This window comes from uncultured Sphingomonas sp. (assembly GCF_964237155.1).
In the GTDB taxonomy this organism is placed as follows: domain Bacteria; phylum Pseudomonadota; class Alphaproteobacteria; order Sphingomonadales; family Sphingomonadaceae; genus Sphingomonas.
Window position 1 is genome coordinate 1 of the sequence record NZ_CAXSHH010000036.1, and the last position, 25,892, is coordinate 25,892.

Consider the following 25,892-nt stretch of genomic DNA (forward strand, 5'->3'; position numbering starts at 1 on the left):
GAAGCCGCCGCCGCGGTGGAGGCGGCCGAGCTCGCCAAGGCCGCCGCCGCGACGCCCAAGATGACCGACGAGGAGCGAAAGGCGGCGCGTGACGCACGCTACGCCGCGCGCAAGAACCGGAAGAAGTAGGAGCGATACCGTGGCCAAAAGTCAGAAGAAGTCGAACAAGGAAGTACGCAAGCCCAAGGCGACCAAGCCGCCCAAGCTCGACCAGTCGAACCCGTCGGCCAAGGGCAAGCCGGTCGAGATGACCACCATCAAGGGTTGATGCGGAAGGCGGGCGCGTGACCCCGCGCGAGCTGGTCGGCATGGCGGCGGTGCCGGGCGGCGGCGAGTTGAAGCTGTTCCGGCGCGGGGTCGATCACACCATCGTGCTCGACCGCAACGAGTTGATGAACAGCCGCATGAGCGGATCGGAGGAGGCGCTCGCCACGATGACGTGCGAGCGGCTGGCCGGCCGTGTCGCGCCGCACCTGCTGATCGGCGGGTACGGGATGGGGTTCACGTTGCGCGCGGCGCTCGCCGTGCTCGGGGCCGACGCGCGGGTCACGGTGGCGGAGCTGGTGCCCGGGATCGTCGAGTGGGCGCGCGGGCCGATGGCGGACCTGACCGCCGGGTGCCTGGACGATGCGCGGGTCACGTTGGTCGAGGACGACGTCGCGGCGCTGATCCGGGCGGGACGCGGGGCGTATGACGCGATCCTGCTCGATGTGGACAATGGCCCGGATGGGCTGACGCGGGCGGGTAACGACCGCCTCTATTCGGCGACGGGGCTGGCGGCGGCCTGGGGCGCGCTGAAGGTCGGCGGGGTGCTGGCGGTGTGGTCGGCGGGGCCCGACCCGCGCTTCTCGCGCCGGATGGGCGAGGCTGGGTTCGCGACGCAGGAGGAGGTTGTCCGGGCGCGATCGAACGGCAAGGGGCCGCGCCACGTGATCTGGTTCGGGGTGCGGCGCTAGTTCAGCGGGAAGTCCACTTTCGGACGACGAAAAAAGCGGTTATGGCGACGGCGATCAACAGGCAGACGCCCGTGATCACGTCGAACGCGTGGGGGTTCTTGGCCCCGCGCAGCCCCTCGACGTTCATTCCGTACAGTCCGGTGAGGAAGGTCAGCGGCAGGAAGATCAGCGCCGCGACCGACAGCACCAGCCCGCGCTGGTCGAGCTGTTCGGCGCGCATGTCGGTGAGCGCGTCATGGACGACCGCCGAGCGTTCGCGGATCGCCTCCAGCTCCTCCGCCATGCGCGCCGCGCGGTCGGCGGCGGCCCCCAGATGGACGCGGTCGTCGTCGGCCAGCCAATCGCCGGGCAAGCTCGCCAGTCTTTCCAGCGCATCGCGTTGAGGGCCGAGGAAACGGCGGTAGCCGATGGCGGTCGAGCGAACGCGGTTGACCTGGCGGCGGAGCTCGAAGATCTTGGCCGTGTCCAGATTCTCCTCGCAGTTATCGAGCTGATCGCCCAGCTCGGCGACGTGCGGGTCGAGATCGGCGGTGATCGCGGTCGCGAACTCGGCGATGAGATCGCCGGGATCGTGGACCTTGTCGGCCGCGACGCACGCCTCGATCGCCTCCAGCGCGTGAAGGTGCGTGCGAGTGACCGAGAAGACGCGGCCCCGTGTCGCCCAGATGCGGAGCGAGGCGAGCGGGTCGGCCCCGACCACCGCCTCCTGGTCGGTTCGGCCGCGCAGGTTGATCAGCGCGCCGCCCTCCCACTGGTCGCAGCGCGGGCGCGTCTCGGGCGCGGTGAGCGCCTCGACGGTCTGCGGGCTGAGCTTGGCGTGATCGGCCAGCCATCCGCGCGCGTCGTCGTCGATGGTGAACAGGTGCACCCAGACGAGTTCGGGGATCGGTTCGAGCGCGGCGGCGATGTCGACGCGCTCGGAACGGGTCGGGTTGATGCGGTAGGCGAAACCCTTCACCCGGCCATCTCCAGATACAGCCCGGACTCGGGCGGGCGGTCGCAAGGGATGCGGTCGGCGTCGGCGCGCGCGCGGGCGAGGATCGCGGGGGGAACGTTCGGGGCGTGATGCACCGCGTCGGCGTTGGCGAGCGCGCGCGCCTGGCGCAAGGTCAACTCGTCGGGATCGGGGCTCGTCAGGCGGATATGGAAGCTCGGCGCGGGCGCGGGGCGCGGGTCGGCGAGCCATGCGGCCGCGTCCCCCTCCCCCATCGGGTCGAGCGGGCCGCCGGGGGACATCGCGTCGGCCAGCGCGCGGCGGCGGTCAGGCGGCTCGGGGAAGCGGGCGCGCAGGGCATCGCGGGCGGCGAACAGCGCGCGGGCGCGGGCACCCAGATCGGCGGGGATCAGCCCTTCCAGCCGCTGGCGGAGCGCGGCGGCGAGGCCGGCGGAGACGCCCCCGGTGCCGATCGCGACGAGCAGCGGGTCGCGGTCGACGATCGCGGGGAGGGTCCAGTCGCACAAGGCCGGGCGGTCGACCGCGTTGACGAGGACGCCCCGCGCCTTGAGCCGTTCGACCGCGGCGCGCGCCTCCGCCTCGTCCTCGATCGCGACGATCGCGAGGGGGGCGGCCGTGTCCTCGCCGACAACGACCGCGCCCGCCCGTTCGAGCAGGCGGCGCTTGGCGTCGGCGGCCTCGCCTTCGCCCAGCAGGATCACCGGGCGGCCGTTCACGCGCATCAGGAGCGGGAGCGAGTGCCAGCTCACGCCATCGCCTTCATCGGAGCCAATCGGGGACGCGTTCGGCGGCGAGGATCGTCTCGGGGGCGATGCGGTCGGCGACGACGGCGAAGCGGTCGCCGTCGACGAGCACCTCGGGGACGAGCGCGCGGCTGTTGTAGGTGGACGCCATGGTCGCGCCGTACGCGCCCGCCGTGCGGAACACGGCGAGGTCGCCCGATGTCACCCGGTCGATCTCGCGGTCGGTGGCGAAGGTGTCGCCGGTCTCGCAGACGGGGCCGGCGATGTTGGCGAGCATCCGGTCGCCCGTGGGCTCGACCGCGACGAAATCGTGCCACGCGTCATAGAGCGCGGGGCGGGCGAGGTCGTTCATCGCCGCGTCGACGATGACATAGGGATGGGTCACCCCCGGCTTGACCCAGATGACGCGGGTGAGGAGCACGCCCGCGTTGCCCGCGATGACGCGGCCGGGCTCGAACTGGAGCTGGACGTCCCAGCCCCTCGTGACGCGCGCGGCCATCGCGCCGAGTTCGGCGGGTTTGGGGAACCGGTCGTCGGGGCGGTAGCGGACGCCCAGGCCGCCGCCGAGATCGACGCGGGTGATCGTATGCCCGGCGCGGCGGAGGTCGGCGACGAGCTCGCCGACGCGGAGGTAGGCGCGCTCGAGCGGGGCGAGGTCGGCCAGCTGGCTGCCGATATGGATCGCGACGCCGTGGAGCTCGAGGCCGGGGCGGCGGCTCAGGCGCGCGAACATGGCGGGGGCTTGGTCGATGGGGACGCCGAACTTGTTCTCACGGCGGCCCGTCGAGATCTTGGCGTGGGTGCCCGCGTCGACATCGGGATTGACGCGGAGCACGGCCGGGGCGGTGGTCCCGCGCGCGTGGGCGAGGTCGGCGAGAACCTCGCCCTCCTCCTCCAGCTCCAGGTTGAACTGGCCGATGCCGGCGTCCAGCCCGCGCGCGAGTTCGGCGCGGGTCTTCCCGACGCCCGAGAAGACGATGCCGGACGGTGGCACCCCGGCCGCGAGCGCGCGCGCCAGCTCGCCGCCCGACACGACGTCCGCGCCGTAACCCTCGGCGGCGAGCAGGCGAAGGACCGCGAGGTTGGGGTTGGCCTTGATTGCATAGGCGAGGTGGACGTCGGGCAGCGCGGCGAAGGCGTCGCGGAACACGCGGGCGTGGCGGCGGAAGGTCGCGGCGGAATAGACGTAGACGGGTGTGCCGACCTCGTCGGCGATGCGGGCGAGGGGCACGTCCTCGCAATGGAGGACGCCGTCCCGGTGGTGGAAATGGTCCATGGCGCCGTTCGTTATTGGGGAGGCAGGTCGAACTCGTCCGAGCGCCGCTCGACCGAGTTGCGCAGCAGTTCGGTCGAGCGTTCGGGGCGCTGCTGGGGCGTCGCGGTCAGGAGATCGGCCGCCGTCGGGGTCGCGCGCGCGCCGCGCGGGGCGACGGGGAGGGACTTTCCGGGCGCGGGCGCGAGGCTGGCGGCGGAACCGCAGGCGGTGAGGAGCAGCGCGGCGAGCGGCAGGAGGCGTTTCATCGGCTGTTCTCCCGGGCGGCGCCGATCGCGGCGCGGACGCGCGCGGGCGCGGTGCCGCCGAAGCTGGTGCGGCTGGCGACGGAGGCGTCGACCGAGAGCACGTCGTACAGTTGGGCCGTGATCCGCGCGTCTATCGCCTGGAGCTCGGGGAGCGGCAGCTCGTGGAGCGCGACGCCCAGCGCCTCGGCGCGCGCGACCGCGCGGCCGGTCGCATGGTGCGCCTCGCGGAAGGGCATGTCGGCCTCGCGCACCAGCCAGTCGGCGAGGTCGGTGGCGGTGGCGTAGCCGCTCTCGGCCACTTGGCGCATCCGGTCGGTGCGGAAGGTCGCGCTCTCGACCATGCCCGTCATCGCGGCGAGCGAGAGGGCGAGGAGGTCGTGCGCCTCGAACACGGGCGGCTTGTCGTCCTGCATGTCCTTGGAATAGGCGAGGGGCAGGCCCTTCATCGTCACGGTGAGCGCGACGAGGCAGCCGGCGATCCGCCCGCTATGCCCGCGCACCAGTTCGGCCGCGTCGGGATTGCGCTTCTGCGGCATGATCGAGCTGCCGGTCGACCACCGGTCCGACAGCGAGATGAAGCCGAAAGGCTGCGACGCCCACAGCACGAACTCCTCCGCCAGCCGCGACAGATGGAGCGCGCATTGCGTGGCCGCGCCCAGGTAGTCGAGCGCGAAGTCGCGGTCGCTGACCGAGTCGAGCGAGTTGAGCGTCGGCCCGTCAAAACCGAGCGCGGCGGCGGTGGCGTCGCGGTCGATCGGAAAGCCCGTCCCCGCCAGCGCGGCGCTCCCAAGCGGGCAGCGGTTCATGCGGGCGCGAGCATCGGAAAAGCGGCTCGCGTCGCGCGCGGCCATCTCGTGATAGGCCATCAGATGGTGGCCGAGCGTGACGGGCTGCGCGGATTGCAGGTGGGTGAAGCCGGGCATGACGCTGTCGGCATGCTCCTCCGCGCGGGCGAGCAGCGCCGCCTGGAATTGCCCGAGCGCCCCCAGTACCTCGTCGACCGCATCCCGGACCCACAGCCGGAAGTCGGTCGCGACCTGGTCGTTGCGCGAGCGGGCGGTGTGAAGACGGCCCGCGACCGCGCCGATGCGGTCGGCGAGCCGCGCCTCGGTCAGCATGTGGATGTCCTCGAGCGCGAGGTCGTCCGGCACGCCGTTCGCGTCGTAGTCGGCGGCGACGTCGGCCAGCCCGCGGTCGATCTCCGCGGCGTCGGCGGGCGCAATGATCCCGCGCGCGCCGAGCATCGCGGCGTGCGCGCGGCTGCCCGCGACGTCGTGGCGCCACAGCCGCTTGTCGAAGGGCAGCGACGCGTTTATCTCGCGCATCACCGCCGCCGGGCCTTCGGAAAAGCGCCCGCCCCACATCGTGTTGGAGCCGTCCATGTCGTCACGCCCGGGCGTCGTTCTTCTCCTGGGATCGGCGATGTTCGCCGCCGGGTGCGATAGGCAAGCGGCGGCCCCGGAGCAAGCGAAGGCGGAAGCGCCCGCGTCCGACGAGGTGGTTGCCGCCCCCGCCCCGGCCGCCAAGCCCGCCGCGACCGGGTTCGACCGAAGCCACAAGGGCGAGGCCGCCCCCACGGCCAAGTTCATCGCGCCCGACGGCAAGCAGGCGACCTTCGCCGACTTCCGGGGCAAGGCGCTGCTCGTCAACCTATGGGCGACCTGGTGCGCACCGTGCATCGCCGAGCTGCCGACGCTCGACGCGGCAGCGGGAAAGTTGGGCGACCGGGTGCGGGTGCTGACGGTGAGCCAGGACTTGGACGACAAGCCGGACAAGGTCACGACCTTCCTGGCCGGACGCGGCTTCAAGCGGCTGGAACCATATCGCGACCCCGCCGTCGCGCTCAGCGCCGCCTACGTCGCGAACCTGCCCGCGACGATCCTGTACGACGCGCAAGGACGCGAGGTGTGGCGGCGGCTGGGCGGATTCGAATGGAACACGCCGGAGGCGCTCGCGGCGATTGGCGAGGCGTCATAGGTTGATCGCCCGCCACCGGCATTCACCGTTCGAGCGTGGCGGTCAGATCGTCGTCCGAGCGATCGTAGCCGAGGATGTCGCCCGGCTCGCAGTCGAGATAGCGGCAGATCGCGGCGAGCGTGGAGAAGCGCATGCCCTTCACCTTGCCGGATTTCAGCAGCGACAGGTTCGACTCGGTGATGCCGATCACTTCGGCGAGCTCCTTGGAGCGGACTTTGCGGCGGGCCAGCATCACGTCGAGGTTGACGACGACCGGCATCAGACGAAATCGGCCAGATCGCGTTCGGCGCGGATGCCTGCCTCCAGCGCCCAGGCGACAGCATAGGCTGCGATCGCCAGCAGCAGCGCCGGCCCGGCAATGGTGAGATCGATCGCGATATACCAAGATGCGCCACTCGGCGTGCCCGGTAAGAGCAGCATGGCCCGCAAGCTGTCGGTCAGCGGCTGCGCAGCCGCCCAAAACACCGCGGCAAGCGCCCCACGCTTCAGCCAGGGCAAGGCGCGCGCCAGCACATGGCCACCACGTTGTCCGAGCCGGCGCAAGGTCAGCCCAACGGCCACGAATAGAAAGACCAGAAAGCCCTCATCAAGCAGGATCAGCCCCGCCAACCCCGCCCGCACGAGCGGCCGGGCTAAATAAGCGGCAAAGCGCGCGCGTGCTGCAGGCTCGGCCGTAACCGAGGCTTGCTCGGCGTCCGGTAACAAACCGATAAGATCGGCGCTTTGACGGCATTCCAGCTCGTCGGTGCACGACATTGACCATCCCGGCATGATCGACTGTGCAAAGGTCGCTCCTCCTCACAGCGCCGCCAACAAGAGGAACACGACGGCACCGATGAGGCAAACACGCGCCTTCCTCGCCGAAAGGAAATAGCCGTCAGTCACTAATCTCTTTCTGTTTGACGAATAGATATTGCTTTAATATATTCTCTTTATCGACCGCACTGCACTCGGTCCGCAAGGGGGATCAAATGACTCGTTGGAAAGTGAGCGCTTTCGGCGCGGCCATGGCGCTCGCCTCCACTTCGGCGATTGCGCAAGACAACGCCTCACAGCGGGATCAGCCGTCGCGATGGGCTGGATCGGAGATCGCCATCGGGGTGCTTCAGCACGGTTCGAACTTCCACCCGCTCGGGGAGAAGCTGATATTCGATTTGCCCAAGCTCCCGGCCGGCCAAATATACGAAGGCAGTGAGGAGGACGGGACGGTCGACGTCCAGCTGACCTACCGCAGCGCCCCTTTGCGCTTCGCGCTTAAGCCGCGGTTGACAGGTAAGTTACAGATCAACACCGCCGGCCGCACCAGCTTCGCCAGCCTTGGCGCGGAGTGGCGCCAGCACATCCTCGACCGGCGCCTTTACGGGCAAGCCGGGATTGGGCTGACCGTCCACGACGGCTACCGCTTCACCCCTGATCCGTTCCAACCCGGCCTGCCGATCGGCGAGGCCCGGCGGCGGTTCGACATCTATCTTAAGCGCACGTCGTTCGGGTCACGGGTTTTTTTCAACCCAAACGCGTCCATGGGCGTGCGCCTGGGTCCGCGCTGGGCGATTGAGGCGACCTGGGAGCATTTCAGCCATCACCAGCTTTTCTCCGGACAGAACCCCGGCATCGATAATCTCGGGCTGTGTCTCGTGCATACTTTCGGCCGGCATCGATGAACCTTCTTGCTTTGGCTCTTGCGGTTCAGACCGCACCTCCCCCGACCGCAGTGGACAACATCGTTGTGACCGGACGGCGCATGGAACGGCTCAAGCGGTTACGAATGACCACGAAGCTCGACCGGGCGACCGGTGTCACCCGATGCATATTCAAGCGCCGCAGCGGCGACCCCGCGCTGGACGCGGCCGTTTGCGACGCCGTGCTTGCCTGCGTTCCCAATGTGAAGACGGTCGAGGAGATGCGCGGCTGCATCGCGCCGAGCATGGATGCTCTGGTCGCCAAGGGAGTACGTGGCTAGCAAATACGGCCAAGAGCGATCGCTAGGAAATGACCGCTTGGGTCTTCGATAACCGGTTCGGGCATTCTCGAGAGCGAAGCTTTACGGGAAAGGCACAGAGCGGAATGCCGGAGAGCCGCTTCAGAACGCCCGATTCAGAACCGGTATGCCAGCTCCGCCCGGCCGTTCGGGGGGAGCGTCGCCGTCCAGGTGGCGATGCCGTCGATGCGGGGGAGCGGGTCGCCTGCGCCCTCGATCTTCTGGCCGGCCGCGCCGATCGGCAGTTCGAGCGTGATGGCGAACGGGTTGGCGTTGGTGGCGGTGATCGTCGCCTCGTTCCGGCCGACGCGCTGGTCGATCAGGACTTGGCGGCTGACGCCCGACTCCAGCCGCACCGTCTCGCCCTCCGCGCGGTCGGCGATCGTGCCGGTGCCGAGCAGGAGACGGCCTCCGGGGCGGTCGGCGTAGAGCGCGGTGGAGCCGGTCGGGAGCGCGAGGCCGAGGCCGCCCGCCGTCGTGTTGCGGACGACGAGCACGATGCGCGTTGGCTCGGCGGTCAGGGGGCGGCCGGGCTGGATGGGGAGGCGATAGCGCCGCTCGAACGGGACGGCGGCGCGGGCGAGGAGCGCGACCTGCTTCTGCGCGCGCGGGGCGACGGTGACGCGTTCGGGGACGCGATAGAGCTTCAGGTCGCCCAGGTCCTCGGGCGGGGGCGGCGCTTCGGGAGGGGCGGGGGCTGCCACCGCCATCGCCCGCGAAGCTGTGACGACGATTTCGCCATAGTCATCGGCCTCGTCCCGACGCTCCAGCAGGTGCTCGAAGCGTTTCTCGCGCAGGTCGGAGGTGGTGGTGCCGAGCGGAAAGCAGGTCAGCCGCAGCTCGCCCGCGCGCCGCGCCACCTCGTTAAAGCCCGAGCGGTTGAGGCGGCCCGCGACCGCCTGCACCTGCGCGGCGGGGAACGCCTCCGGGTTGGCGTTGGCGAGCGTGAGCCAGGCGAACAGGTCGAGCGTGCGGCCGTCCGGCGCGATGGTGGCGACGTAGCTCGCGCTCCAGTCGAAGCCCGACGTCAGGTAGGACAGCGTCACGGTCGCGTCGCGCGCGGTCGGGGTATCGGTCGTGACGCTCAGCACGGGCTTGGCGGACAGCCCCGGCGGGACCGCGTCGAAGCGGAGCGCCTCGGCAAGGCCCGAACAACGCAGCGTCTCGATCCCGGCGGTGGTGCGGAGCACGACCCCCGGCAGCGGGCCGGCGACGATCGTCGCCTCCTCGCTTCGGATGCGGCCGGTCGCGCGGTCGGTGCGCGTGAGCGTCACGGTGCGCCCCAGCGTGCCGTCGACGAGCGAAGCGGGCGAGAGGAGACGGGCGTCGCGGTTCTTCTCGACGGTGCCGCCGGGCAGGCCGTCCACGATCGCGCTGACGGGGACGATCCCCTCCGCCACGCCCTCGAACCGCAGCGTCGCGCGGCCGCGCGGCAGGCGGACGCGCCGGGTCTCGGTGACGAGCGCGAAGCCGCCGAGGTAGCGCAGATCGATCGGCGCGGCGCGGGCACGACTCGGGTTGCGGTACACGGTGACCGCGACCTGGGCGGGCGCGGCGGAGGTGGCGACGGCCGGCGTCCCCTGCCCCGCCGCCGCGTCGGCCAGGCACAGCGCCGCCAGCGCCAGCGCCCTCATCAGTAGCGCGTGTCGAATGTCGCGGTGACGACCGCCTCGCCGTTCGCGGGCACACGCACCTGCCAGACGGTCGCGCCCGCGTCCCGGCGTATGGACCTGGCGGACTCGGACAGGATGCGGGTGTCGGTCCAGTCGAGCCCGGCCTGGACCAGCTCCACCGTCACCGGTTCGCGGCGCGCGTTGGTCAGCGTGTAGCGCATCGCGGTGCGCCAGCGGGTATCGCCCAGCTTGGTGCGCTGCTCGACGACCGGCCGGACCTTCACGTCGAACGCGTCGCCGGTGCTGAGCGCGATCAGCGATCCTTGCGGCGTGTGGTCGATCCGGTTCTCGCCGGTGAATTGCGGTTGGCCGCGGGCGTCGCGTACATAGACGCGGACCGTTCCGGCCGGGAGCGCGTCGCCGAGCCCCGCCGCGCCCGAGTTGGCGAAGCGCAGCACGCTGGAGGCGGAGCGCGGCTCGTCGGCGGTGCCGAGCCATCCGTTCTCGAACGAGTAACCCGAACTCGCGCGCGCGCCCTTCACGTCGAGGAAGCTGACCTGCTTGGTCTGCTTGTCGGCGATCACGGTGCGCTCGGCGAGCGGGTAGAGGTAGAAATCGCCGAGCTGCTCGCGGCCGGCGGTCTCGGTCCCCGGCTGGGCGATGCGGCCGCGCGGGCGGGGACGCTGCGGGCGGTAGATGTTCTCGTCGCCGTCGTCGCTCGCGACCTCGCCCGCGACCAGCAGCGTGCGGGCGTTGGCGAAGGTGGTCCCGCTGGTGTTGCGCAGCGTCACCCAGCCCTGGACGTCGATGGCACCGCGCGCCTGGTCGAACAGCGCGACGTAGTCGGCGCTCCAGCCGAGGCCGCGGCTGAGATACGACAGCGTCGCGGGGCGGGTGCCCGCGCGGGTGCTGGCGAGCGTCACCGACAGCGTCGGGCGCGCGCGGAGCGAGGCGGGGACGCGGTCGAAGATGGCGCGGACGGGGAGGCCGTCGTCGCGCAGCACCTCGATCCGGCCGCCCACCTCCAGCACGACGCCGCCGTTGACCGCGAGCACGCGGGCGCGCTCGCGCGTCTCGACGCCGGTGGCGGGGTTGGTGCGGAGCAGGGTGATCGTCTCGCCCACCGCCTGTTCCATCAGGCTCGACGGGCTGAGCAGGTCGTAGTCGAAATTTTGCTCGACGATGCTCGCGTCGGCGACGGCGAGCGACACCGTCTCGGGCCGGATCGCGGCGCTGACGTCGGGAAGGTCTTGGCGGACTCGGCCGGTCCCGAGCGCGAGCGGGCGGACGTCCTGGATGAGCGCGACGTCGCCCGAGTAGATGGTGACGGACACGTCGCCCTGCGCGCTTGGGCCAACTACCTGCGTCGGGGCGTCCTGCGCGCCCGCCGCGACGGGCAGCAGCAGCGCCCAGCCCAATATTCCCGCCCGCATACGCCCGAACTCCCCCGTCGATCGCCTGGTCATGCCCGGACGCGCGGTCGGCCGCTAGTCCCGAGTGCCCGCATCGATCACGTCGCGGACGCGCGCGGCGAGGTCGGCATAGGTGAAGGGCTTGGTCAGGAGCTCGACCCCCGCATCGAGGCGGCCGTGATGGACGATCGCGTCGCGGGCGTAGCCGGTGGTGAACAGCACGGGGAGCGCGGGCAGCATCACCCGCGCCTCCGCCGCCAGGTCGGCCCCGGTCAGCCCGCCGGGCAGCACCACGTCCGAAAAGAGCAGGTCGACCCGCCCGCCCTGCGTCAGCAACCGGAGCGCCGAGGGACCGTCATGCGCCTCCAGCACGCGGTAGCCGAGTTCGCGCAGGCTATCGACGGAGTAGGCGCGGACGTCGTCGTCGTCCTCGCACACCAGGACCACCTCCTCCGACGCGCCTTCGAGCACGATCGGCTCGACGGTCTCCGCCTCCTGGGCGGCGTCGCCCACCAGACGGGGCAGGTACAGCTTGACGGTCGTGCCTTGGCCCACCTCCGAATAGATGGCGACGTGCCCGCCCGACTGCTTCACGAAACCATAGACCATCGATAGGCCGAGACCGGTGCCGCGGCCGACCTCCTTGGTCGTGAAGAAAGGCTCGAACACGCGCCCGGCGGTGACGGCGTCCATGCCCGCGCCGGTGTCGGACACGGCGATCACGACATACTGCCCGGGCCGGACCTCCGCCTTGCCGACGGTGTAGGCGCGGTCGAGATGCGCGTTGGCGGTCTCGATCGTCAGGCGCCCGCCCCCCTCCATCGCGTCGCGCGCGTTGACCGCGAGGTTTAGGAGCGCGTTCTCCAGCTGGTTGGGATCGACCTCGGCGGGCCACAGGCCGGACGCCAGCACCGTTTCCAGCCGGATCGTCTCGCCGAGCGTCCGGTGGAGCAGTTCGGACATGTCGCCGACCATGCGGTTGGCGTCGATGGGCTTGGGATCGAGCGGCTGGCGGCGCGAGAAGGCCAGGAGCCGCTGCGTCAGGATCGCCGCGCGCTTCGCCCCCGCCTGCGCGTTCTCGGCGGCGCGGCGCAGGCGCGGCTGGTCGTCTGGGAGGCCGCGTTGGAGCGTTTCCAGGTTGCCCGTGACGATCTGGAGCAGGTTGTTGAAATCGTGCGCGACGCCGCCCGTCAGCTGGCCGACCGTCTCCATCTTCTGGCTCTGGCGAAGCGCCTCGCGCGCGCCCTCCAGCTCCTCCTCGCGCTCGCGCTCGGCGGTGACGTCGCGGCCGTAGGCGTAGATGTTGTCGCCCTCGGGCGCGGCGACCCACGATATGCGACGCTCGCCGCCGTCCTTGGTGCGATAGCTATTCTCGAAGACCGGCAGCACGTCGTCCCGCGCATGATCCAACGCCGCATGGGTCGACGGCGCGGCCTCGGGCACGACGAAATCGAAACACGGTCGCCCGACCAGCTCGTCCTCGCGCCAGCCCAGGATCGCGGTCGCGGCCGGGTTGACGCGCAGGAACACGCCGTCCCCGTCGATCACCACGAACATGTCGCGAGCATTGCGCCAAACCCGGTCGAGATCGGCGACGGCGGACGCCACGCGGTCCTCCAGCTCGGCGTTCAGGCGGACCAGCGCCTCCTGCGCGCGCCGCTCGTCGTCAATATCGACGATCGCCACGATCCCGCCGACGATCGCGCCTTCGGCGTTCCGCACCGCGGAACCGACGATGCGCACCCAAACGCTTCGGCCGTCGCCGCGTCGATAACGGCAGACCAGGTCGGGCAGCTCCTCGCCCGCCAGCGCGCGGGCGAGCGGATATTCGCGGCTTTCCACCCGGCGACCGTCGGGGTGGAACGACACCCACTCGCCGTAGCTGTCGGCATCGCGCGACCGGAGGACCGGGTGGCCGAGTATCTCCTCGGTCCGGGCGTTGCCGTCATAGATCGCGCCCCGCGCGTCGGACAGGACGATGCCGACCGGGGCGGTGCCGATCACCGCGCGCAGGCGGGCCTCGCTCGCGCGGAGCGCGAACTCGATCTCCTTGCGCTCGGTCACGTCGCGGTAGAAGACCGCGAGTCCCTCCGCGACCGGATACGCGCGCATGTCGAGCCAGGCGGCGCGGCCGTCGTCCCAGACATAACGGTGCTCCAGGTTCACCGGACGGCGCTCGGCCATGGCGAGGCGGAAAAGCCGTCCGATCTCGGCCTCCTCCGTCCCGGGATAGGCGTCCCACTGCGTCCGGCCGATGATGGTCTCGCGCGGCCGCGTCTCCAGCCGCATCGCCTCGTCGTTCATGTCGACGATGCGGAAATCCGGGTCGAGAAGCGCGAACCCTTCCGCCATGCCGTCGAGCACCGCGCGCGCGCGGTCGCGCTCCACCCGAAGCGCCTCCTCCGCCGCGATCTGGGCGGTGATCTCGGTGTTCATGCCGAACCAGCGCGCGATGCTGCCGGCGGCGTCCCGCACCGGCTGCGCGCGCGTCAGGAACGGGCGAAACACGCCGTCCTCGCCACGCAAGGGAAAGGTGATCTCGAATAATTCGCCGCTCGCGATCGACGCGGTCCACCGCTCCATGACGCTCGGCAGGCGTTCGGGATCGTGGACGGCCGTCCAGCCCCAACCCTCCATCTGGGCGGCGGTCGTGCCGCAATAATCGTGCCAGCGGCGGTTGTACCACACGATGTAGCCGTCGCCGTTCGCCACCCAGCATAGGATCGGCAGCGCGTCGGCGAGCAGCCGGAACGTCGCGTCGTCGACCGCCCCGGAAGACAGGTCGGGCAGATCGTGCGGGATGCCGCCCTGGACGGCGTCGTGCGGATTGGAGCTCATCGACCTGGTACCACCTGATCGAGATTGCTTAGCCGCGTGGGTTTCGACGCGCCATAGCGTCCCGCATGTCGATCTTAGAGGGGCATTAACCGTCCGAGCCGATAGCCGTCCCGTGTTCAACCGCACCGGAGCCGACGCCGCGACCAGCTCGCCGTTATCCAGGGACTCGATCGTCCGGATCGTCCTCGACCTGCTGCGCGAGGAGGTGGCGGCGTCGCGTCGGAACGCGGCGGCGACACTGCTTCCGGCGACCTGGAGCGAGGCGACGCGGGCCGACGGGGAGGGTCTCGACCTGGACAGCCTGGAGCGGCTGACCATCGCGGCGGCGCTCAACGAGTTCTTCCATCTGCACGAATACGGCGCGGAGGATCACCTGCTCGCCAGCCCGTCGGTCGGCGATTGGTGCGATGTCGTGGAGCAATCGCTGCGCGCGACCGGCACGCACCTGACGTTCCGGACTTCGGGATCGACGGGTACGCCCAATCGCCGCACGCACCGCGTCGCGGACCTGCTGGCGGAGGCGGCGGGGTGGGCCGATCATCTGGGGCCGACCGGTCGGCTGATCGCGCTGGTGCCTAGCCATCACATCTACGGCGCGCTGTTCACCGCGATGCTTCCCGACCTGACCGGGTGCCCGGTCGAGCGTGCGGCGGGTGCGGACGCGGTCGCGCGCGCCGCGCCGGGCACGGTCGTGATCGCCACGCCGACCATGTGGGCGTACCTGTCGCGCTCGCTGCCCTGTTTCCCGCCGGGCGTGACCGGCGTCAGCTCGACCGCGCCGATGCCGGCACGGCTCGCGCACCAGCTGACCGGGCAGCGTCTGGCGCGGCTGGTCGAGGTGTACGGATCGACCGAGACCGCCGGGATCGCGGTCCGCGATCGGCACGACGCGCCGTTCCGGTTGCTGGACCGGTGGGTGCGGGGCGCGACGGGCGAACTCACCGGTGCCGACGCCGAGCCGGTCGCGATGCCCGACGCGGCCGAATGGCTCGACGACCGCTGTTTCACGCTGCGGGGACGAATCGACGGCGCGGTGCAGATCGGCGGGCTGAACGTCTTTCCCGACCGCGTCCGCGACGTGCTGCTCGCCCATGCGGGGGTGGCGGAGGCGGCGGTGCGGCTGGACGCCGACACCGGCCGGCTCAAGGCGTTCGTGGTGCCGGCCGGGACCCAGGCGGGGGACGTGCTCGTCGGCGAGCTGGACCGCTGGTGCGGCGCGCGCGTCGCCGACGTCGAACGCCCGCGCCGGATCGCGGTCGGGGCGGACCTGCCCCGGGGCGCGATGGGCAAGCCCGCCGACTGGTGAGCGTCAGGCGGCGGCTTGGTGCAGCGTGGCGAGGAGGTCGCCGACCAGCGCGCGGTAATGCTGCGTCATCTGGTCGACGCGCAGCTGCAGCCGGGCGATGCGGAGCGCGAGCTCGGCGGCGGACGGCGCGAGCTCGGCCATCTGCCGCGGCGGCGTCACGTCGCCCGCCGGGTCGTACCGTTCGAGGTGGACCGTCGCGTCCTCCAGGTCGTCATGCTCGCGGACCCAGAACAGGTCGGGATCGTCGGCGGTCTTGTTGAACAGGCGGATGTCGGTCAGGTAGCCGTCGGCCACGGTTCGGTGGACGTTGATCTCGTACCAAAAGGGCAGCGCGGGGGTGACGCCGCACGCCGTCGCGATCGTCTTGCCGTCGAACGGCAGCGGTCGTCGGCCCGTGCGCTTGAGCGAGCGGAGCGGCATGGCCTGCGTGACCAGTTCCCGGATGCGGGCCTGCGACGGTTGGTCGAGATGCGGAAAGCCCGGCCGGTCGGCCGGGGCGGTGTCGCGGAGGTCTGGGCTTGGCATCGTTTTCGATCTCCCCGGCGCGGGCGCGCCGTCGGTATGGCTAGATCACGTCGCGGGCGCGGGTGAGCGTGACCGATCGGAACGCCTCCAGGCATTGCTGGAGGTGCAGCTCGCGCTCGGCGCTCGCCAGCACGATCTTGGCCAGGTTCTGCGTCTGCTCGTGATGCGAGCGGACCTGCATGTTCGACTCGGCGAGCATGGTCAGGTCGGCGACCAACGCGCGCAGCTGGCGCTCGCGCTCGCCGCCTTCGGCGACCATCTTGGCCAGCGCGATATATTGCGCCTGTATCTCGGTCGGGTCATGCTCGACCGCGAAGCCGTCGACGATGCCGTCGGCTTTGTCCATCATCGCCAGCTCCTCGGGCGAGAACAGGTCGGAGTCGAACTCCGCCTCCCTGTCCACCGACGTCTCTTTCATGAGTCCATGCTCCATTCCGGCCGCCGGCTTAGACGCGCTTGATGAAGATCCAGATACCGCGCGAGGCGTCCGCGGATTTCATGTGGATGCGCACGTTGGTCGCCGTCATCTTATAGTCGAACTGGTAGTCGAACATCGTGTTGACCTGGCCCTCGGCGACGGCCCGGAAGAAGTGGTTATAGAATATCTGTCCCTTGGCGCATGGAGCCACGTCGTTGAAGAAGTTCTTGCCCACGACGTCGCCGATATGGCGGCCGCTGATCCCGGACTCGACGTGGTTGAAGCGGAGCACGTCGCCCTGCTGGTTCACCAGGATCGCGCCGAAGGGCAGCAGCTCGGCGCGCGACGGATCGCTCGCCAGCCTGTTCTCCAGATCGTCCGCACCGAACTTGATCACTTCCATGGTCGTCGCTTCCCTGCCGATCGTTCCGGCGGCGGGGTCGGATCCGCCTCGGTCGATCGCCCTTGTGCCGACGACTCCTCAAATTTCGCCTAACGCGTTCCCGACCCGCGTCAGGCGCGGGGCAACGCGATGTTAACCACGACCGCGCACTGACGCCGGCTCGTGATTGCGAACGGGGAGAACGGGCGATGCTTGCGGGAACGACCCACCGGACCCCGGCGACGGCCCCGATCGTCCCGTTCGGCGATCCGGCGAGGCCCGTGACGCTCGCGGGCGTCGAGGCGGTGGCGTGCGGCGCGGCGCTGGCCGCGCTGCACGGCGACGCGGTGGCCCGGGCCGCGCGGTCGGAGGCGCTGGTGGCGCGCATGGTCGCCGATCGGCGCGCGATCTACGGCGTGACCACCGGCTTCGGCCCGCTCGCGGACAACCAGATCGACCCGGCGATGGGCGGGGTGCTCCAGCGCCGCCTGATCCAGCATCTCGCCACCGGCGTCGGCGCGCCGTTCGCGCCGGTCGAGGCCCGCGCGGTCGTCGCCGCCAGGCTCGCCACGCTTTCGCGCGGCATGTCGGCGGTGCGCCCGGATCTGCTTCATTGGATGGTCGGCTTCCTCAATGCCGGGCTAGCCCCGATCATGCCCGAAAAGGGCACCGTGGGGGCGAGCGGCGACCTGACGCCCCTGTCGCACATGGCGCTCGCCTTCATGGGCGAGGGCGCGTGCTGGCGCGACGGGTCTCCTGGGCCCTCGGCCGGGATACTCGCCGCCGCCGGGCTCGCGCCGATCACCCTCGGGCACAAGGAGGGGCTGGCGCTCGTCAACGGCACCTCGGCGATGGCGGGGGTGGCGGCGCTGAACGGCGTGCGCGCGCGCCGGCTGCTCCGCGTCGCGGCGCTCCTGACCGTCGCCTATGCCGAGGTGCTGGGCGGGCACCGCGCCGCCTGGCACCCGCTGACCGCCGTGGCGCGCGCGCATCCGGGCCAACGCCGCGCGGCCGCGCTGCTGTGGGCCCTGACCGCCGACGCGCCTCGCCTCGTCCCCTTCCGGCCGATGCCCGGCCCGATCGCCGCCGAGATAGACGCGTCCGGCGTCGCGCACGAACGGGAGTTGCCGCAGGACGCCTACAGCATCCGCTGCGCCCCCCAGGCGCTGGGGGCGATCGACGACATGCTCATCCATCATGACGGCGTGGTCGCGATCGAGCTTTCGGCGGTTACGGACAATCCCATCGTCTTCGCGGAAGAGGAGGTGCTGCTCCATGCGGGCAACTTCTTCGGCCAGCATGTCGCCTTCGCATCGGACAACCTCCATAACGCGGTCGCGATGCTGGGCGTCTGGAGCGAGCGGCAAATCGCGCGCGTGACCGACGCCTCGCTAAATCGCGGGCTGCCGCCATTCCTCCAGGGGAACGCCACCGGGCTCAACAGCGGCTTCATGGGCGCGCAGGTGACCGCGTCGGCGCTCGTGGCCGAGATCCGCGCGAAATCGGCCCCTGCCTCGATCCAGTCGGTGCCGACCAACGCCAACAACCAGGACGTGGTGACGATGGGCACGATCGCGGCCCGGCGCGCGCGCGACGCGGTGGCGGACACGGCGCGCATCCTGGCGATCGAGGCCATGTGCCTGGCGCAGGCGATCGACCTGCGCCTCGCGGCCGACCCCGCCCCGTTCGGCGAGGCCGCGCTGGCGGTCCGCGCGGCGGTGCGCGGCGTGAGCGCGTTCCTGCATGACGACCGCCCGCTGTCGGCGGAGATCGAGGAGGTCGCCGACCGCCTGATCGACGGGCGTCTCGAGGCGGCGGTGCGTGTCGGCGCGGTCGGGAAGCGACTCGATGCGTTCTGACGGAGCCCGGCGGTGATCGGACGGCCGCGCGCACGGCGCAGATCGAGCGGATCAGGTATGGAATCGCCGCGTCGCGTCCGGGGCTGATCCAGATCACGCCGGGTTTTACGGCCTTTTAAGTTCATGCGGATAAATAGATCGCCGATCGACCGATCGTGACCGAAGGGCTGAGCGACGTTGCATAGCGACAATCCCGACCGCTGGACCGCCGCCGCCGCCGTCGCGCCGCCGATCGATCTCGCCCTCGCCCGCGACGCCGGCGACGAGCGGCTCGACCGCGTGGCGCGCACCGTCGCCGCGGTAACCGGGTGCGACATCGTGATGATCTATCGCCGGGGGGTGAACGGCCTGACGCTAGCGGCGGGGTCGGGACCCGCGCGCCTGGCCGCGGACGGGTTAGACGAGGGCTGGTGCGGCGGGGACGATTTCGCCCAGTTCGCCGCCGATTCGGCGACGCCCGGCGCGCTGACCGAACTTGGCCTGTCCGGGCGGCTGAATGACACGCCCGCCTGCTTCGCCGCCGCCGCGCGCATGAAGGGCGACGACGACGGCAAGAACGGACGCGCGGACCGGGGCGTGCTGGTAATCGGCAACCGCGAACCCCGCGCGCTCCTGAACGCCGCCGAGTCCTACCTCCTGCGCGCGCACGCCGAGCAGGTGGCCGCCGTGTTCGAGCTCCAAGACGCGCAGCGCCGGATCGCGGGGCAGCCCGACCACCTCGCCTCCATCGAACGCCTGCGCCTGCTCGAGACGGTCGCCACCCATGCGCGCGACTCGATCGTCATCACCGAGGCCGAGCCGCACGACCTGCCCGGACCCCGCATCCTGTTCTGCAACGAAGCGTTCACGCGCACCACCGGCTACACCGCCGCCGAGGTGCTCGGCCGCACCCCGCGCATCTTGCAGGGGCCCAAGACCGATCCGGCGATCCGCGCCAAGCTCCGCACGGCGTTCGCGGCGTGGGAGCCCGTGTCGGTCGAATTGGTCAACTACCGCAAGGACGGCACGGAATTCTGGGTCGAATTGTCGATCGTGCCGGTGGCGGACGAGCGCGGCTGGTACACGCACTGGGTCTCCGTCCAGCGCGACGTGACCGAGCGACGCGAGGCGCACGAGCTGAGCGCGCGCATCCGCGTCGCCGAGGAGGAGAACGAGGAGCTGGCGGGCGAGATACGCGAGCGCCGCCGCATGGAGGAGGAACTGCTCTACACCGCGTTTCACGACAATCTCACTCGCCTGCACAACCGCGCTTATTTCATGAACCGGCTGGATAGCGTGGTGTCGCGCGCGGGCGGCTCCTTCGCGGGCTGCGCGGTGCTGTTCCTCGACCTTGACCGGTTCAAGGTCGTGAATGACAGCCTGGGTCACCAAGCCGGCGACATGCTCCTGAAGGAGATCTCGCGCCGCCTGAAGACCTGCGCGCGGCCCCAGGACACGCTGGCCCGGCTGGGCGGCGACGAGTTCGCGCTGCTGATCGAGGACGTGGCCGACGATACGGTGCCGATCCAGGTCGCCAAGCGGATGCTGGAGGCGCTGCGCGCGCCCGTCCGCATCGGCCGGCAGGAGGTGTTCCCGTCCTGCAGCATCGGCGTGGTCCATTCGGCCGAGCCGGGCATCAATCCGGAGGCGCTGATCCGCGACGCCGACATCGCCATGTATGTCGCCAAGCGCGCGGGCTACGGCGAATATTCGGTGTTTGACGACTCGATGCACGCGGACGCGACCGCCGCGCTCGAGCTCCAGACCGACCTCCAGCTCGCGATCGAGCGCGGCGAGTTCGAGGTCGCGTACCAGCCGATCGTCGATCCGCAGCATGGCCGCATCAAGAGCTTCGAGGCGCTGGTCCGCTGGCGCCACCCGACGCGCGGGCTGGTCCCGCCGATCGCGTTCGTGCCCGTGGCCGAGGAGATCGGCCTCATCCGCCAGATCGACCGTTGGGTCATGGGCGAGGCGTGCGCGCAGCTCGCCCTCTGGCGCGAGCGGTTCCCGGAGGGCGACCTCGGCATGGCCGTCAACACCTCCGCCAGCGAGTTCGACGATCCCGAGTTCGTGGCGCTGCTCAAATCCACGATCGCCGAGCACGGCCTGCCGCCCCGCGCGCTGCAGCTGGAGATCACGGAATCGATCTTCCTCGATCCCGACCCGCGGATCGCCGACATCATCGCCGCGGTCCGCGCGCACGGCGTGCGCGTCGGGCTGGACGATTTCGGCACCGGCTATTCGTCGCTCAGTTACCTGAACCGCTATCCGACCGACACGATCAAGATCGACAAGTCGTTCATCGAGGGGCTGTGCTCCGACGACCGGACGCTCGCCATCGTGTTGCTGATCATCCAGCTCGCCGGGACGTTGGGCGTCGATGTCGTCGCCGAGGGCGTGGAGACGGAGGAGCAGGCGCAGCTCCTCGCCTCGATGAGCTGCAGCCACGCGCAGGGATTTTATTTCGCGCGGCCGATGAGCGCCGCCGACATCACAGCGGCGCTCGCCCGATCGTTGTACCTGACCGGCGACCCGCCCGCGCTGGCGGCGTAAATCCGGGTCGCTGGACGTCCCGCGAGGGGGACAGGATGGTCGTGATCGCTCCTCGCGCCGCCGCTCCGGGTCGGCGCGACGGGGATGGTGCCGCCAGACCGGGTCGCCCGCGAAGCCGCCGAGCTTCGTGAGGACCTGGAGGACGAAAGAGCGCGAGCTCGCCGCGCACGCGCGCGACGAGTTCGGCCTGTCGGATCGCACGGCCGCTCGGCCGGTTCAGGCGACGCTTGCCGGTCGCGTCCGACCAGCTTCGGTCACAGGCTCGCCGATCTCCGTGGCCGGCACTGGGAATCCATGCGCGAATAGCGTCTTGCGAAGGCTTCGCCGTCGAGCGGGCGGCCGTACAGGTAGCCTTGGCCTTGCGTGCAACCGAGCGCCTGAAGCGCCGTCCGCTGCTCGTGCGTCTCGACCCCTTCCGCGATCACGTCTATGTCGAGCGCGGATCCTATCGACAGGATACCGCCGATCACGGCCGCGCTATGCCGGTCGGCGCAGACGTCCGCCACGAAACTGCGGTCGATCTTGAGGCGGGTCAACGGCGCGCGCTTGAGCGTGCTCAGCGAGGCGAAGCCGGTACCGAAGTCGTCAAGCGCGATGCCGATGCCGCGTTCGACCAGCGCGAACAAGGGCTGCAACGTCTCGTCGTCGTGACGGAGCGCGATCGTCTCGGTGATCTCCAATTCCAGGTCGGCGGGCTGAAGTCCGTGGCGGGCGAGCGCGGCCTCCACCTCCGTGACGAGCCCTCGGGTGTGAACCTGTGCCCCGAACAGGTTGCAGCTGATACGGAACACGTCGAGGCCCCGCGAGCGCCAGGCGGCGAGCTGACGGCAGGTCTCGTCCAGTACCCACTGGCCCACCTCATAGGCGACGAGGTGAGTCTCCAGCACGGACATGAACGCGGCCGGGGCGAGCACGCCCCATTGCGGGTGCCGCCACCGCAACAGCGCCTCCGCGCCGATGAGCGCTCCGTCGGCCAGTCGGACCTGAGGCTGGTAGTGGAGTTCCCATTGATTGGAGATCTGCGCTTGGCGGAGCTCCTCGTTGAAGGCGCGCCGGGCCGCGAGTTCGGCGCGCATGGAGCCATCGAACAGGCGGTAGCCGCGACCGCCGCCGCGCTTGGCGCGGAACATGGCGAGGTCGGCGCGCATCATGAGCTCGTCGGCATCGTCCGCGTGGTCGGGCACCAGCGCGACGCCGATGCTGGCGGCCAGGTTCAGGCGGTGCCCGGCCACGTGGAACACCCCCACGAACGCGCCGAGCAGCGCGCACGCCGCCTCGCGCGCCGTGAACAGGTCCGCCTCCGGCGAAAGCAGCACCGCGAACTCGTCGCCGCCCAGCCGCCCGATCACCCAATCGGGCGAGGTCGCCGAGCGCAGGCGGATCGCGAGCGCCTGGAGGAGCGCATCGCCGACATCATGGCCAAGTGAGTCGTTCACCGCCTTGAACCCGTCAAGGTCGAAGGCGAGCACCGCCGCGCTTCGCCCATCGTCAAGGCGTTGGCGCAGGCGCTCGCGGAACGCCTTGGGATTGAGCAGGCCGGTCAGCTGATCGTGCGCCGCGAGATGTTCCAGCGCCGCGTCGCGGGCATGGCGCACGGACACATCCTGCGCATGGGCGCCAAGCGCCACACCGGCGGGGGTCGGCCACGCCGATATCGAGAGTTCGATGGGAAACTCCTCGCCGTCGGCGCGGCGCGCGGTGACCTCCACCGTCTTGCCGACGAGTTTGGTCTCACCGCCGCGCTTCACCCGCTCGAGCCCGGCATGATGCGCATCGTGGAAGCGCTCCGGGATTATCAAGTCCATCGATCGACCGACCGCGTCCATGCGCAGGTAGCCGAACATCCGCTCGGCGGCACCGTTCCACGAGGTGATCACGCCCTCCGCGTCCGTGGTCAGGATGGCGAGCGCCGTGGCTTCGGCGAAGCTTCCAACCGCCTTGCCTTCGTTCTCATGTCGGCGCGCCTCTATGCTACGCGCGACCATGCGTGCGAGCCGGACCAAGGGGCGCGCTTCCTCGCTCTTGAAATGCGGCCGGGGCTCGCGATCGATGACGCAGACCGCGCCGACGCGCACGCCATCGCGCGTCGTGATGGGCGCGCCGGCGTAGAAGCGGATATACGGTTCACCGGTCACCAACACGTTCTCGGCGAAACGCGGGTCCGCGGCGGCGTCCGTCACGATGAAGGGCCGATCGCTTGCGATCGCGTGCGCGCAGAACGAAACATCGCGCCTGGTGCCGTCGACCTGGAGCCCGGTGCGGCCGTGAAGCCATTGCTCGTGCTCCGTGACCAGTGTCACGAGCGCGATCGGCGCGTCGAACAGTTCGGCGGCAAGGCGGGTGATCTCGTCGAACTCGCGCCGCGCGGGCCGGCCGGTCAAAGCGCAAGCGGAAAGAAGCTCGAGACGCTCCGCCTCATCCTCCGGGATCGGGTACACGACGATTTATCCCTCTCGCAGTCGCTGAAGCAGCACCATGTAACCTATGCTAAAGCGATTAAGGCTTGGTGAAGCCGCGAACGAGCAAGCCTATGAACACGCGTCAGTTTCCCGGCAGGCTCAGCCCGGCGCCGTTCGGTATCATCACCAGCACGCGGGTGCCGCCGCCCTCCCGTTCCTCGATCCGGACGCGGCCGCCGAGCAGCGCGGCTCGCTCGCGCATCGCGTCGAGCCCGATCCGCTCGCCGATCCCGGCCGGTCCCTTCCCGTCCGACAGCCCGCGCCCGGCATCGGCCACCTCGAGCCTGATCGCGTCGCCGGTCGACTCCAGCAGCAGCATCACGGATGCGACCGGGCCGGCATGCTTCCTGATGTTGGTCAGCGCCTCCTGCGCGATGCGGAACAGGGCCGTTTCGATGACGGGCGGCAGTCGCTCGGTTCCGAGCCGATCGATGAACACGACCTCCCGCCTTCCGTCCCGCAACGCGTCCAGCTCCAGCCGCACGGCCAGCGCGAGCCCGAAATCATCGAGCGCCGTGGGCCGGAGCCCCGCGATCGCGGCCCGCGTCTCGCGGACGGTCAGCTGCACGAGGTCGAGCCCCCGCGCGAGCGCGTCCGCGGCCACGATCGTGGCCGGCGGGAACCGTTCCGCATAGGCCTGAAGGTGGCCGTGCGCGGCGGCGGCCACCTGCGCCACGCCGTCATGCAGGTCGTAGGCGACGCGCCGTCGCTCCTCCTCCTGCACCTGGAACAGGCGCGCCACCAGTTCCTCCAGCCGGCGCTGGCGCTCGAACAGCAGTGCGCTCGCCCGCACGAGCGCGCTGCCCAACCGGCCGACCTCATCCGACCCGAACGGAGGCGGCGCGAGCGGTTCGCCCCGTGCGAGGTGGTTCGAGTTCGCCTCCAGGATGCCGATCCGGCGCACGATCCCCGTGGTGAACAGGAGCATCGCGCCAAGGCTGGCGACGACCCCCAACGCTCCCGCCGCGAGCGTCACCGCGAAGTTTCGAGCCTGCGCCCGCTCGGCCCACAGCTTGCGATCGGCCAGCAATACGGACTCGCGCCGGCGCATCGCCGCTATCGCGCGCTCGAGCCGACCGATGGCGAGTTCCGCGCCGTAGTCGTCCGCGACGCCCATGCGCAAAGTCCCGACCGCCTGACGCGCGATCGGCGTCATCGCCGCGAGTCGACCGCGCTGCTCGCGGTCGCGGATCGTCTCGTCGAGGTTCGCGAGCACGTCCGGGAGAAACCGCTCGGCTTCGGCTATGCGGGACGGCCCATCGGTACCAGTCGCCCGTTGCAGCGCCGCGCGGTGGACCAGGGCCTCGACCTTGCCCAAATCGTCCTGGATGCGAAGCGCCTGCTGCACCCGGTCCACGGCGGCTTCCTCCTCCTTGGTCGTTCCCGCCACCCAGAAAAGCGCCCCGATGAAGAACGAGAGCGGTAACGCGGCAAGGGTGGCGCCTTTCGTCCGGAGAGGCAGGTCCGCCCAGGGTCGCCGCGGCGGGCGCCCGGTCATTCGGCCATGCGGACGAGCCCGCGCTCGACGCCGCGCACGGCCGCCTGGGTGCGGTCGGCGACCCCGAGCTTTCCGATGATCCGCTCCACATGCACCTTGACCGTGCCCGGGCTTATCTCGAGTTCGCGGCCGACCTCCTTGTTGGTCATGCCCCGCGCGACGAGCCCGAGCACGTCCAACTCGCGCGGTGTCAACGGCTCGATCGGCGACCGATCCAGCGATTTCGAGCCCGGTGCGGCCGGCGGGCCGATCCGGCCGATGATCCGGGCGGCCATCGCCCCGTTCAGGAAGGTGTCGCCGTCCAGTACCGACCGAAGCGCCGCAAGCAGCTCGCGCCGCGACGCATCCTTCAGGACGTACCCGGCCGCTCCCGCTTGGAGCGCCTCGGCGAGGTAGGCCGGGCTGTCGTGCATGGTGACCATCACGATCCGCACGCCGGGACATTCGTCGCTGATCCGGCGCGCCGCGCCCAGCCCGTCCAGTCGCGGCATGCGCACGTCCAACAGGACGAGGCCCGGGGCGAGCAGGCGGCACAGGTCGACCGCCTCCAGACCGTCACGTGCCTCGCCGACCACGCGGAGGTCGGGTTCCCCCTCGACCATCGCCCTCAGGCCCGAACGGGCGAGCTCGTGGTCATCGGCGATCACGATCCCGAACGGTGCGGCCTGGGTCGGAAACGTATCGGCCATAAGGACGCAAGGACTCCGGGGGTCGTGGCCGCGCGGCGGCGTCACGCCCGGATAACCGAACGCCCGCCAACCGACCATACGCCGCCCGGCATAGGCCGCGCTACGCCATCCGGCGGACGCGGGCCGTGGCGGACCAGCCCAAGGGAGCCGCTCACCCCGCATCCCTAAGGAGCCGTTTTGGACTTGCCCCGGAAAAGTGGAGAGGTATTTGCTCAGCTGGCCGCCTGTCGC

At 70.5% G+C, this 25,892-nt stretch carries 24 protein-coding genes; 8 read left to right on the plus strand and 16 right to left on the minus strand.

Annotated elements, in window-relative coordinates:
* Positions 1-139: 139 nt before the first annotated feature.
* Together ACFE71_RS09320 and ACFE71_RS09325 are read left to right on the plus strand one after the other, a co-directional pair.
* Positions 140-268 (plus strand): hypothetical protein, encoded by a 129-nt coding sequence (locus ACFE71_RS09320; RefSeq protein WP_375428523.1) that lies wholly within the window; start codon positions 140-142, stop codon positions 266-268.
* 16 nt (positions 269-284) lie between these two features.
* A complete protein-coding gene (locus tag ACFE71_RS09325; RefSeq protein ID WP_375428524.1) occupies positions 285-956 on the plus strand; it encodes a spermidine synthase in 672 nt (223 codons plus the stop codon).
* 1 nt (position 957) lies between these two features.
* Here the strand turns inward: ACFE71_RS09325 and ACFE71_RS09330 are convergent, their stop codons facing one another.
* From ACFE71_RS09330 to argH, 5 genes are read right to left on the minus strand one after another with little or no spacing between them, the layout of a single operon-like run.
* The gene (locus ACFE71_RS09330) at positions 958-1,914 is read right to left on the minus strand and encodes a CorA family divalent cation transporter (RefSeq protein WP_375428525.1); all 957 of its coding nucleotides are present in this window, start codon (positions 1,912-1,914) and stop codon (positions 958-960) included.
* Positions 1,911-2,660, minus strand: a complete 750-nt coding sequence (locus ACFE71_RS09335) for a siroheme synthase (RefSeq protein ID WP_375428526.1) — start codon at positions 2,658-2,660, stop codon at positions 1,911-1,913. Before ACFE71_RS09335 ends, ACFE71_RS09330 begins: the two co-directional genes overlap by 4 nt.
* Positions 2,661-2,670: 10 nt before the next feature.
* Positions 2,671-3,930 (minus strand): diaminopimelate decarboxylase, encoded by a 1,260-nt coding sequence (lysA, locus tag ACFE71_RS09340; protein ID WP_375428527.1) that lies wholly within the window; start codon positions 3,928-3,930, stop codon positions 2,671-2,673.
* An 11-nt stretch (positions 3,931-3,941) separates the two neighbouring features.
* Entirely contained in the window at positions 3,942-4,175 is a 234-nt protein-coding gene (locus ACFE71_RS09345) for a hypothetical protein (RefSeq protein ID WP_375428528.1), read from the minus strand.
* Positions 4,172-5,539 (minus strand): argininosuccinate lyase, encoded by a 1,368-nt coding sequence (argH, locus tag ACFE71_RS09350; RefSeq protein ID WP_375428545.1) that lies wholly within the window; start codon positions 5,537-5,539, stop codon positions 4,172-4,174. The genes ACFE71_RS09345 and argH overlap by 4 nt, the downstream gene beginning before the upstream one ends.
* 16 nt (positions 5,540-5,555) lie before the next feature.
* Here argH and ACFE71_RS09355 point away from each other — a divergent pair, with 16 nt between their 5' ends.
* Positions 5,556-6,152, plus strand: coding sequence for a TlpA family protein disulfide reductase (locus tag ACFE71_RS09355; protein ID WP_375428529.1), 597 nt, complete (start codon positions 5,556-5,558; stop codon positions 6,150-6,152).
* A 22-nt stretch (positions 6,153-6,174) separates the two neighbouring features.
* Here the strand turns inward: ACFE71_RS09355 and ACFE71_RS09360 are convergent, their stop codons facing one another.
* Positions 6,175-6,411, minus strand: a complete 237-nt coding sequence (locus ACFE71_RS09360; RefSeq protein WP_375428530.1) for a helix-turn-helix domain-containing protein — start codon at positions 6,409-6,411, stop codon at positions 6,175-6,177.
* Positions 6,411-6,908, minus strand: a complete 498-nt coding sequence (locus ACFE71_RS09365; RefSeq protein ID WP_375428531.1) for a hypothetical protein — start codon at positions 6,906-6,908, stop codon at positions 6,411-6,413. Before ACFE71_RS09365 ends, ACFE71_RS09360 begins: the two co-directional genes overlap by 1 nt.
* A 251-nt stretch (positions 6,909-7,159) precedes the next feature.
* On the opposite strand from ACFE71_RS09365, the gene ACFE71_RS09370 reads away from it, so the two are divergent.
* Positions 7,160-7,813 (plus strand): acyloxyacyl hydrolase, encoded by a 654-nt coding sequence (locus ACFE71_RS09370; protein ID WP_375428532.1) that lies wholly within the window; start codon positions 7,160-7,162, stop codon positions 7,811-7,813.
* Positions 7,810-8,112, plus strand: a complete 303-nt coding sequence (locus ACFE71_RS09375) for a hypothetical protein (RefSeq protein WP_375428533.1) — start codon at positions 7,810-7,812, stop codon at positions 8,110-8,112. The genes ACFE71_RS09370 and ACFE71_RS09375 overlap by 4 nt, the downstream gene beginning before the upstream one ends.
* 134 nt (positions 8,113-8,246) lie before the next feature.
* On the opposite strand, the gene ACFE71_RS09380 is transcribed toward ACFE71_RS09375, so the two are convergent.
* From ACFE71_RS09380 to ACFE71_RS09390, 3 genes are read right to left on the minus strand one after another with little or no spacing between them, the layout of a single operon-like run.
* Positions 8,247-9,764: a DUF4139 domain-containing protein gene (locus ACFE71_RS09380; RefSeq protein ID WP_375428534.1), complete on the minus strand. Its 1,518-nt coding sequence runs from the start codon at positions 9,762-9,764 to the stop codon at positions 8,247-8,249.
* Positions 9,764-11,176, minus strand: a complete 1,413-nt coding sequence (locus tag ACFE71_RS09385) for a DUF4139 domain-containing protein (RefSeq protein ID WP_375428546.1) — start codon at positions 11,174-11,176, stop codon at positions 9,764-9,766. Before ACFE71_RS09385 ends, ACFE71_RS09380 begins: the two co-directional genes overlap by 1 nt.
* A gap of 54 nt (positions 11,177-11,230) precedes the next feature.
* Positions 11,231-13,993, minus strand: a complete 2,763-nt coding sequence (locus ACFE71_RS09390) for a PAS domain S-box protein (RefSeq protein ID WP_375428535.1) — start codon at positions 13,991-13,993, stop codon at positions 11,231-11,233.
* Positions 13,994-14,105: 112 nt separating this feature from the next.
* On the opposite strand from ACFE71_RS09390, the gene ACFE71_RS09395 reads away from it, so the two are divergent.
* Positions 14,106-15,299: an AMP-binding protein gene (locus ACFE71_RS09395; protein ID WP_375428536.1), complete on the plus strand. Its 1,194-nt coding sequence runs from the start codon at positions 14,106-14,108 to the stop codon at positions 15,297-15,299.
* A 3-nt stretch (positions 15,300-15,302) separates the two neighbouring features.
* Here ACFE71_RS09395 and ACFE71_RS09400 read toward each other — a convergent pair whose 3' ends face one another.
* From ACFE71_RS09400 to pyp, 3 genes are read right to left on the minus strand one after another with little or no spacing between them, the layout of a single operon-like run.
* A complete protein-coding gene (locus ACFE71_RS09400; protein WP_375428537.1) occupies positions 15,303-15,824 on the minus strand; it encodes a hypothetical protein in 522 nt (173 codons plus the stop codon).
* A 40-nt stretch (positions 15,825-15,864) separates the two neighbouring features.
* Positions 15,865-16,242, minus strand: coding sequence for a hypothetical protein (locus tag ACFE71_RS09405; protein ID WP_375428538.1), 378 nt, complete (start codon positions 16,240-16,242; stop codon positions 15,865-15,867).
* 28 nt (positions 16,243-16,270) lie between these two features.
* Complete coding sequence (gene pyp, locus ACFE71_RS09410; RefSeq protein ID WP_375428539.1) at positions 16,271-16,645, minus strand: photoactive yellow protein; 375 nt, start codon at positions 16,643-16,645, stop codon at positions 16,271-16,273.
* Positions 16,646-16,833: 188 nt separating this feature from the next.
* Between pyp and hutH the strand changes: the two genes are divergently transcribed.
* Positions 16,834-18,483, plus strand: coding sequence for a histidine ammonia-lyase (gene hutH, locus ACFE71_RS09415; protein ID WP_375428540.1), 1,650 nt, complete (start codon positions 16,834-16,836; stop codon positions 18,481-18,483).
* A gap of 177 nt (positions 18,484-18,660) precedes the next feature.
* Positions 18,661-21,015, plus strand: a complete 2,355-nt coding sequence (locus ACFE71_RS09420) for a putative bifunctional diguanylate cyclase/phosphodiesterase (RefSeq protein WP_375428541.1) — start codon at positions 18,661-18,663, stop codon at positions 21,013-21,015.
* 254 nt (positions 21,016-21,269) lie between these two features.
* Here ACFE71_RS09420 and ACFE71_RS09425 read toward each other — a convergent pair whose 3' ends face one another.
* From ACFE71_RS09425 to ACFE71_RS09435, 3 genes are all read right to left on the minus strand, one after another.
* Positions 21,270-23,453 carry a putative bifunctional diguanylate cyclase/phosphodiesterase gene (locus ACFE71_RS09425; protein ID WP_375428542.1) on the minus strand — a complete coding sequence of 728 codons (2,184 nt, stop codon included), beginning with the start codon at positions 23,451-23,453 and terminating at the stop codon, positions 21,270-21,272.
* A gap of 103 nt (positions 23,454-23,556) precedes the next feature.
* Positions 23,557-24,972, minus strand: coding sequence for an ATP-binding protein (locus tag ACFE71_RS09430; RefSeq protein WP_375428543.1), 1,416 nt, complete (start codon positions 24,970-24,972; stop codon positions 23,557-23,559).
* A complete protein-coding gene (locus ACFE71_RS09435; protein ID WP_375428544.1) occupies positions 24,969-25,661 on the minus strand; it encodes a response regulator in 693 nt (230 codons plus the stop codon). The genes ACFE71_RS09430 and ACFE71_RS09435 overlap by 4 nt, the downstream gene beginning before the upstream one ends.
* Between the last annotated feature and the right edge of the window lie 231 nt (positions 25,662-25,892).

What these genes read in the sequence shown, in the direction of transcription:
- lysA (WP_375428527.1), bottom strand. Translation starts at nt 3,930, where the DNA reads ATGGACCATTTCCACCACCGGGACGGCGTCCTCCATTGCGAGGACGTG.
- ACFE71_RS09345 (WP_375428528.1), bottom strand. Translation starts at nt 4,175, where the DNA reads ATGAAACGCCTCCTGCCGCTCGCCGCGCTGCTCCTCACCGCCTGCGGT.
- argH (WP_375428545.1), bottom strand. Translation starts at nt 5,539, where the DNA reads ATGTGGGGCGGGCGCTTTTCCGAAGGCCCGGCGGCGGTGATGCGCGAG.
- ACFE71_RS09355 (WP_375428529.1), top strand. Translation starts at nt 5,556, where the DNA reads ATGTCGTCACGCCCGGGCGTCGTTCTTCTCCTGGGATCGGCGATGTTC.
- ACFE71_RS09360 (WP_375428530.1), bottom strand. Translation starts at nt 6,411, where the DNA reads ATGCCGGTCGTCGTCAACCTCGACGTGATGCTGGCCCGCCGCAAAGTC.
- ACFE71_RS09365 (WP_375428531.1), bottom strand. Translation starts at nt 6,908, where the DNA reads ATGTCGTGCACCGACGAGCTGGAATGCCGTCAAAGCGCCGATCTTATC.
- ACFE71_RS09370 (WP_375428532.1), top strand. Translation starts at nt 7,160, where the DNA reads ATGGCGCTCGCCTCCACTTCGGCGATTGCGCAAGACAACGCCTCACAG.
- ACFE71_RS09375 (WP_375428533.1), top strand. Translation starts at nt 7,810, where the DNA reads ATGAACCTTCTTGCTTTGGCTCTTGCGGTTCAGACCGCACCTCCCCCG.
- ACFE71_RS09380 (WP_375428534.1), bottom strand. Translation starts at nt 9,764, where the DNA reads ATGAGGGCGCTGGCGCTGGCGGCGCTGTGCCTGGCCGACGCGGCGGCG.
- ACFE71_RS09385 (WP_375428546.1), bottom strand. Translation starts at nt 11,176, where the DNA reads ATGCGGGCGGGAATATTGGGCTGGGCGCTGCTGCTGCCCGTCGCGGCG.
- ACFE71_RS09390 (WP_375428535.1), bottom strand. Translation starts at nt 13,993, where the DNA reads ATGAGCTCCAATCCGCACGACGCCGTCCAGGGCGGCATCCCGCACGAT.
- ACFE71_RS09400 (WP_375428537.1), bottom strand. Translation starts at nt 15,824, where the DNA reads ATGCCAAGCCCAGACCTCCGCGACACCGCCCCGGCCGACCGGCCGGGC.
- ACFE71_RS09405 (WP_375428538.1), bottom strand. Translation starts at nt 16,242, where the DNA reads ATGAAAGAGACGTCGGTGGACAGGGAGGCGGAGTTCGACTCCGACCTG.
- pyp (WP_375428539.1), bottom strand. Translation starts at nt 16,645, where the DNA reads ATGGAAGTGATCAAGTTCGGTGCGGACGATCTGGAGAACAGGCTGGCG.
- hutH (WP_375428540.1), top strand. Translation starts at nt 16,834, where the DNA reads ATGCTTGCGGGAACGACCCACCGGACCCCGGCGACGGCCCCGATCGTC.
- ACFE71_RS09430 (WP_375428543.1), bottom strand. Translation starts at nt 24,972, where the DNA reads ATGACCGGGCGCCCGCCGCGGCGACCCTGGGCGGACCTGCCTCTCCGG.
- ACFE71_RS09435 (WP_375428544.1), bottom strand. Translation starts at nt 25,661, where the DNA reads ATGGCCGATACGTTTCCGACCCAGGCCGCACCGTTCGGGATCGTGATC.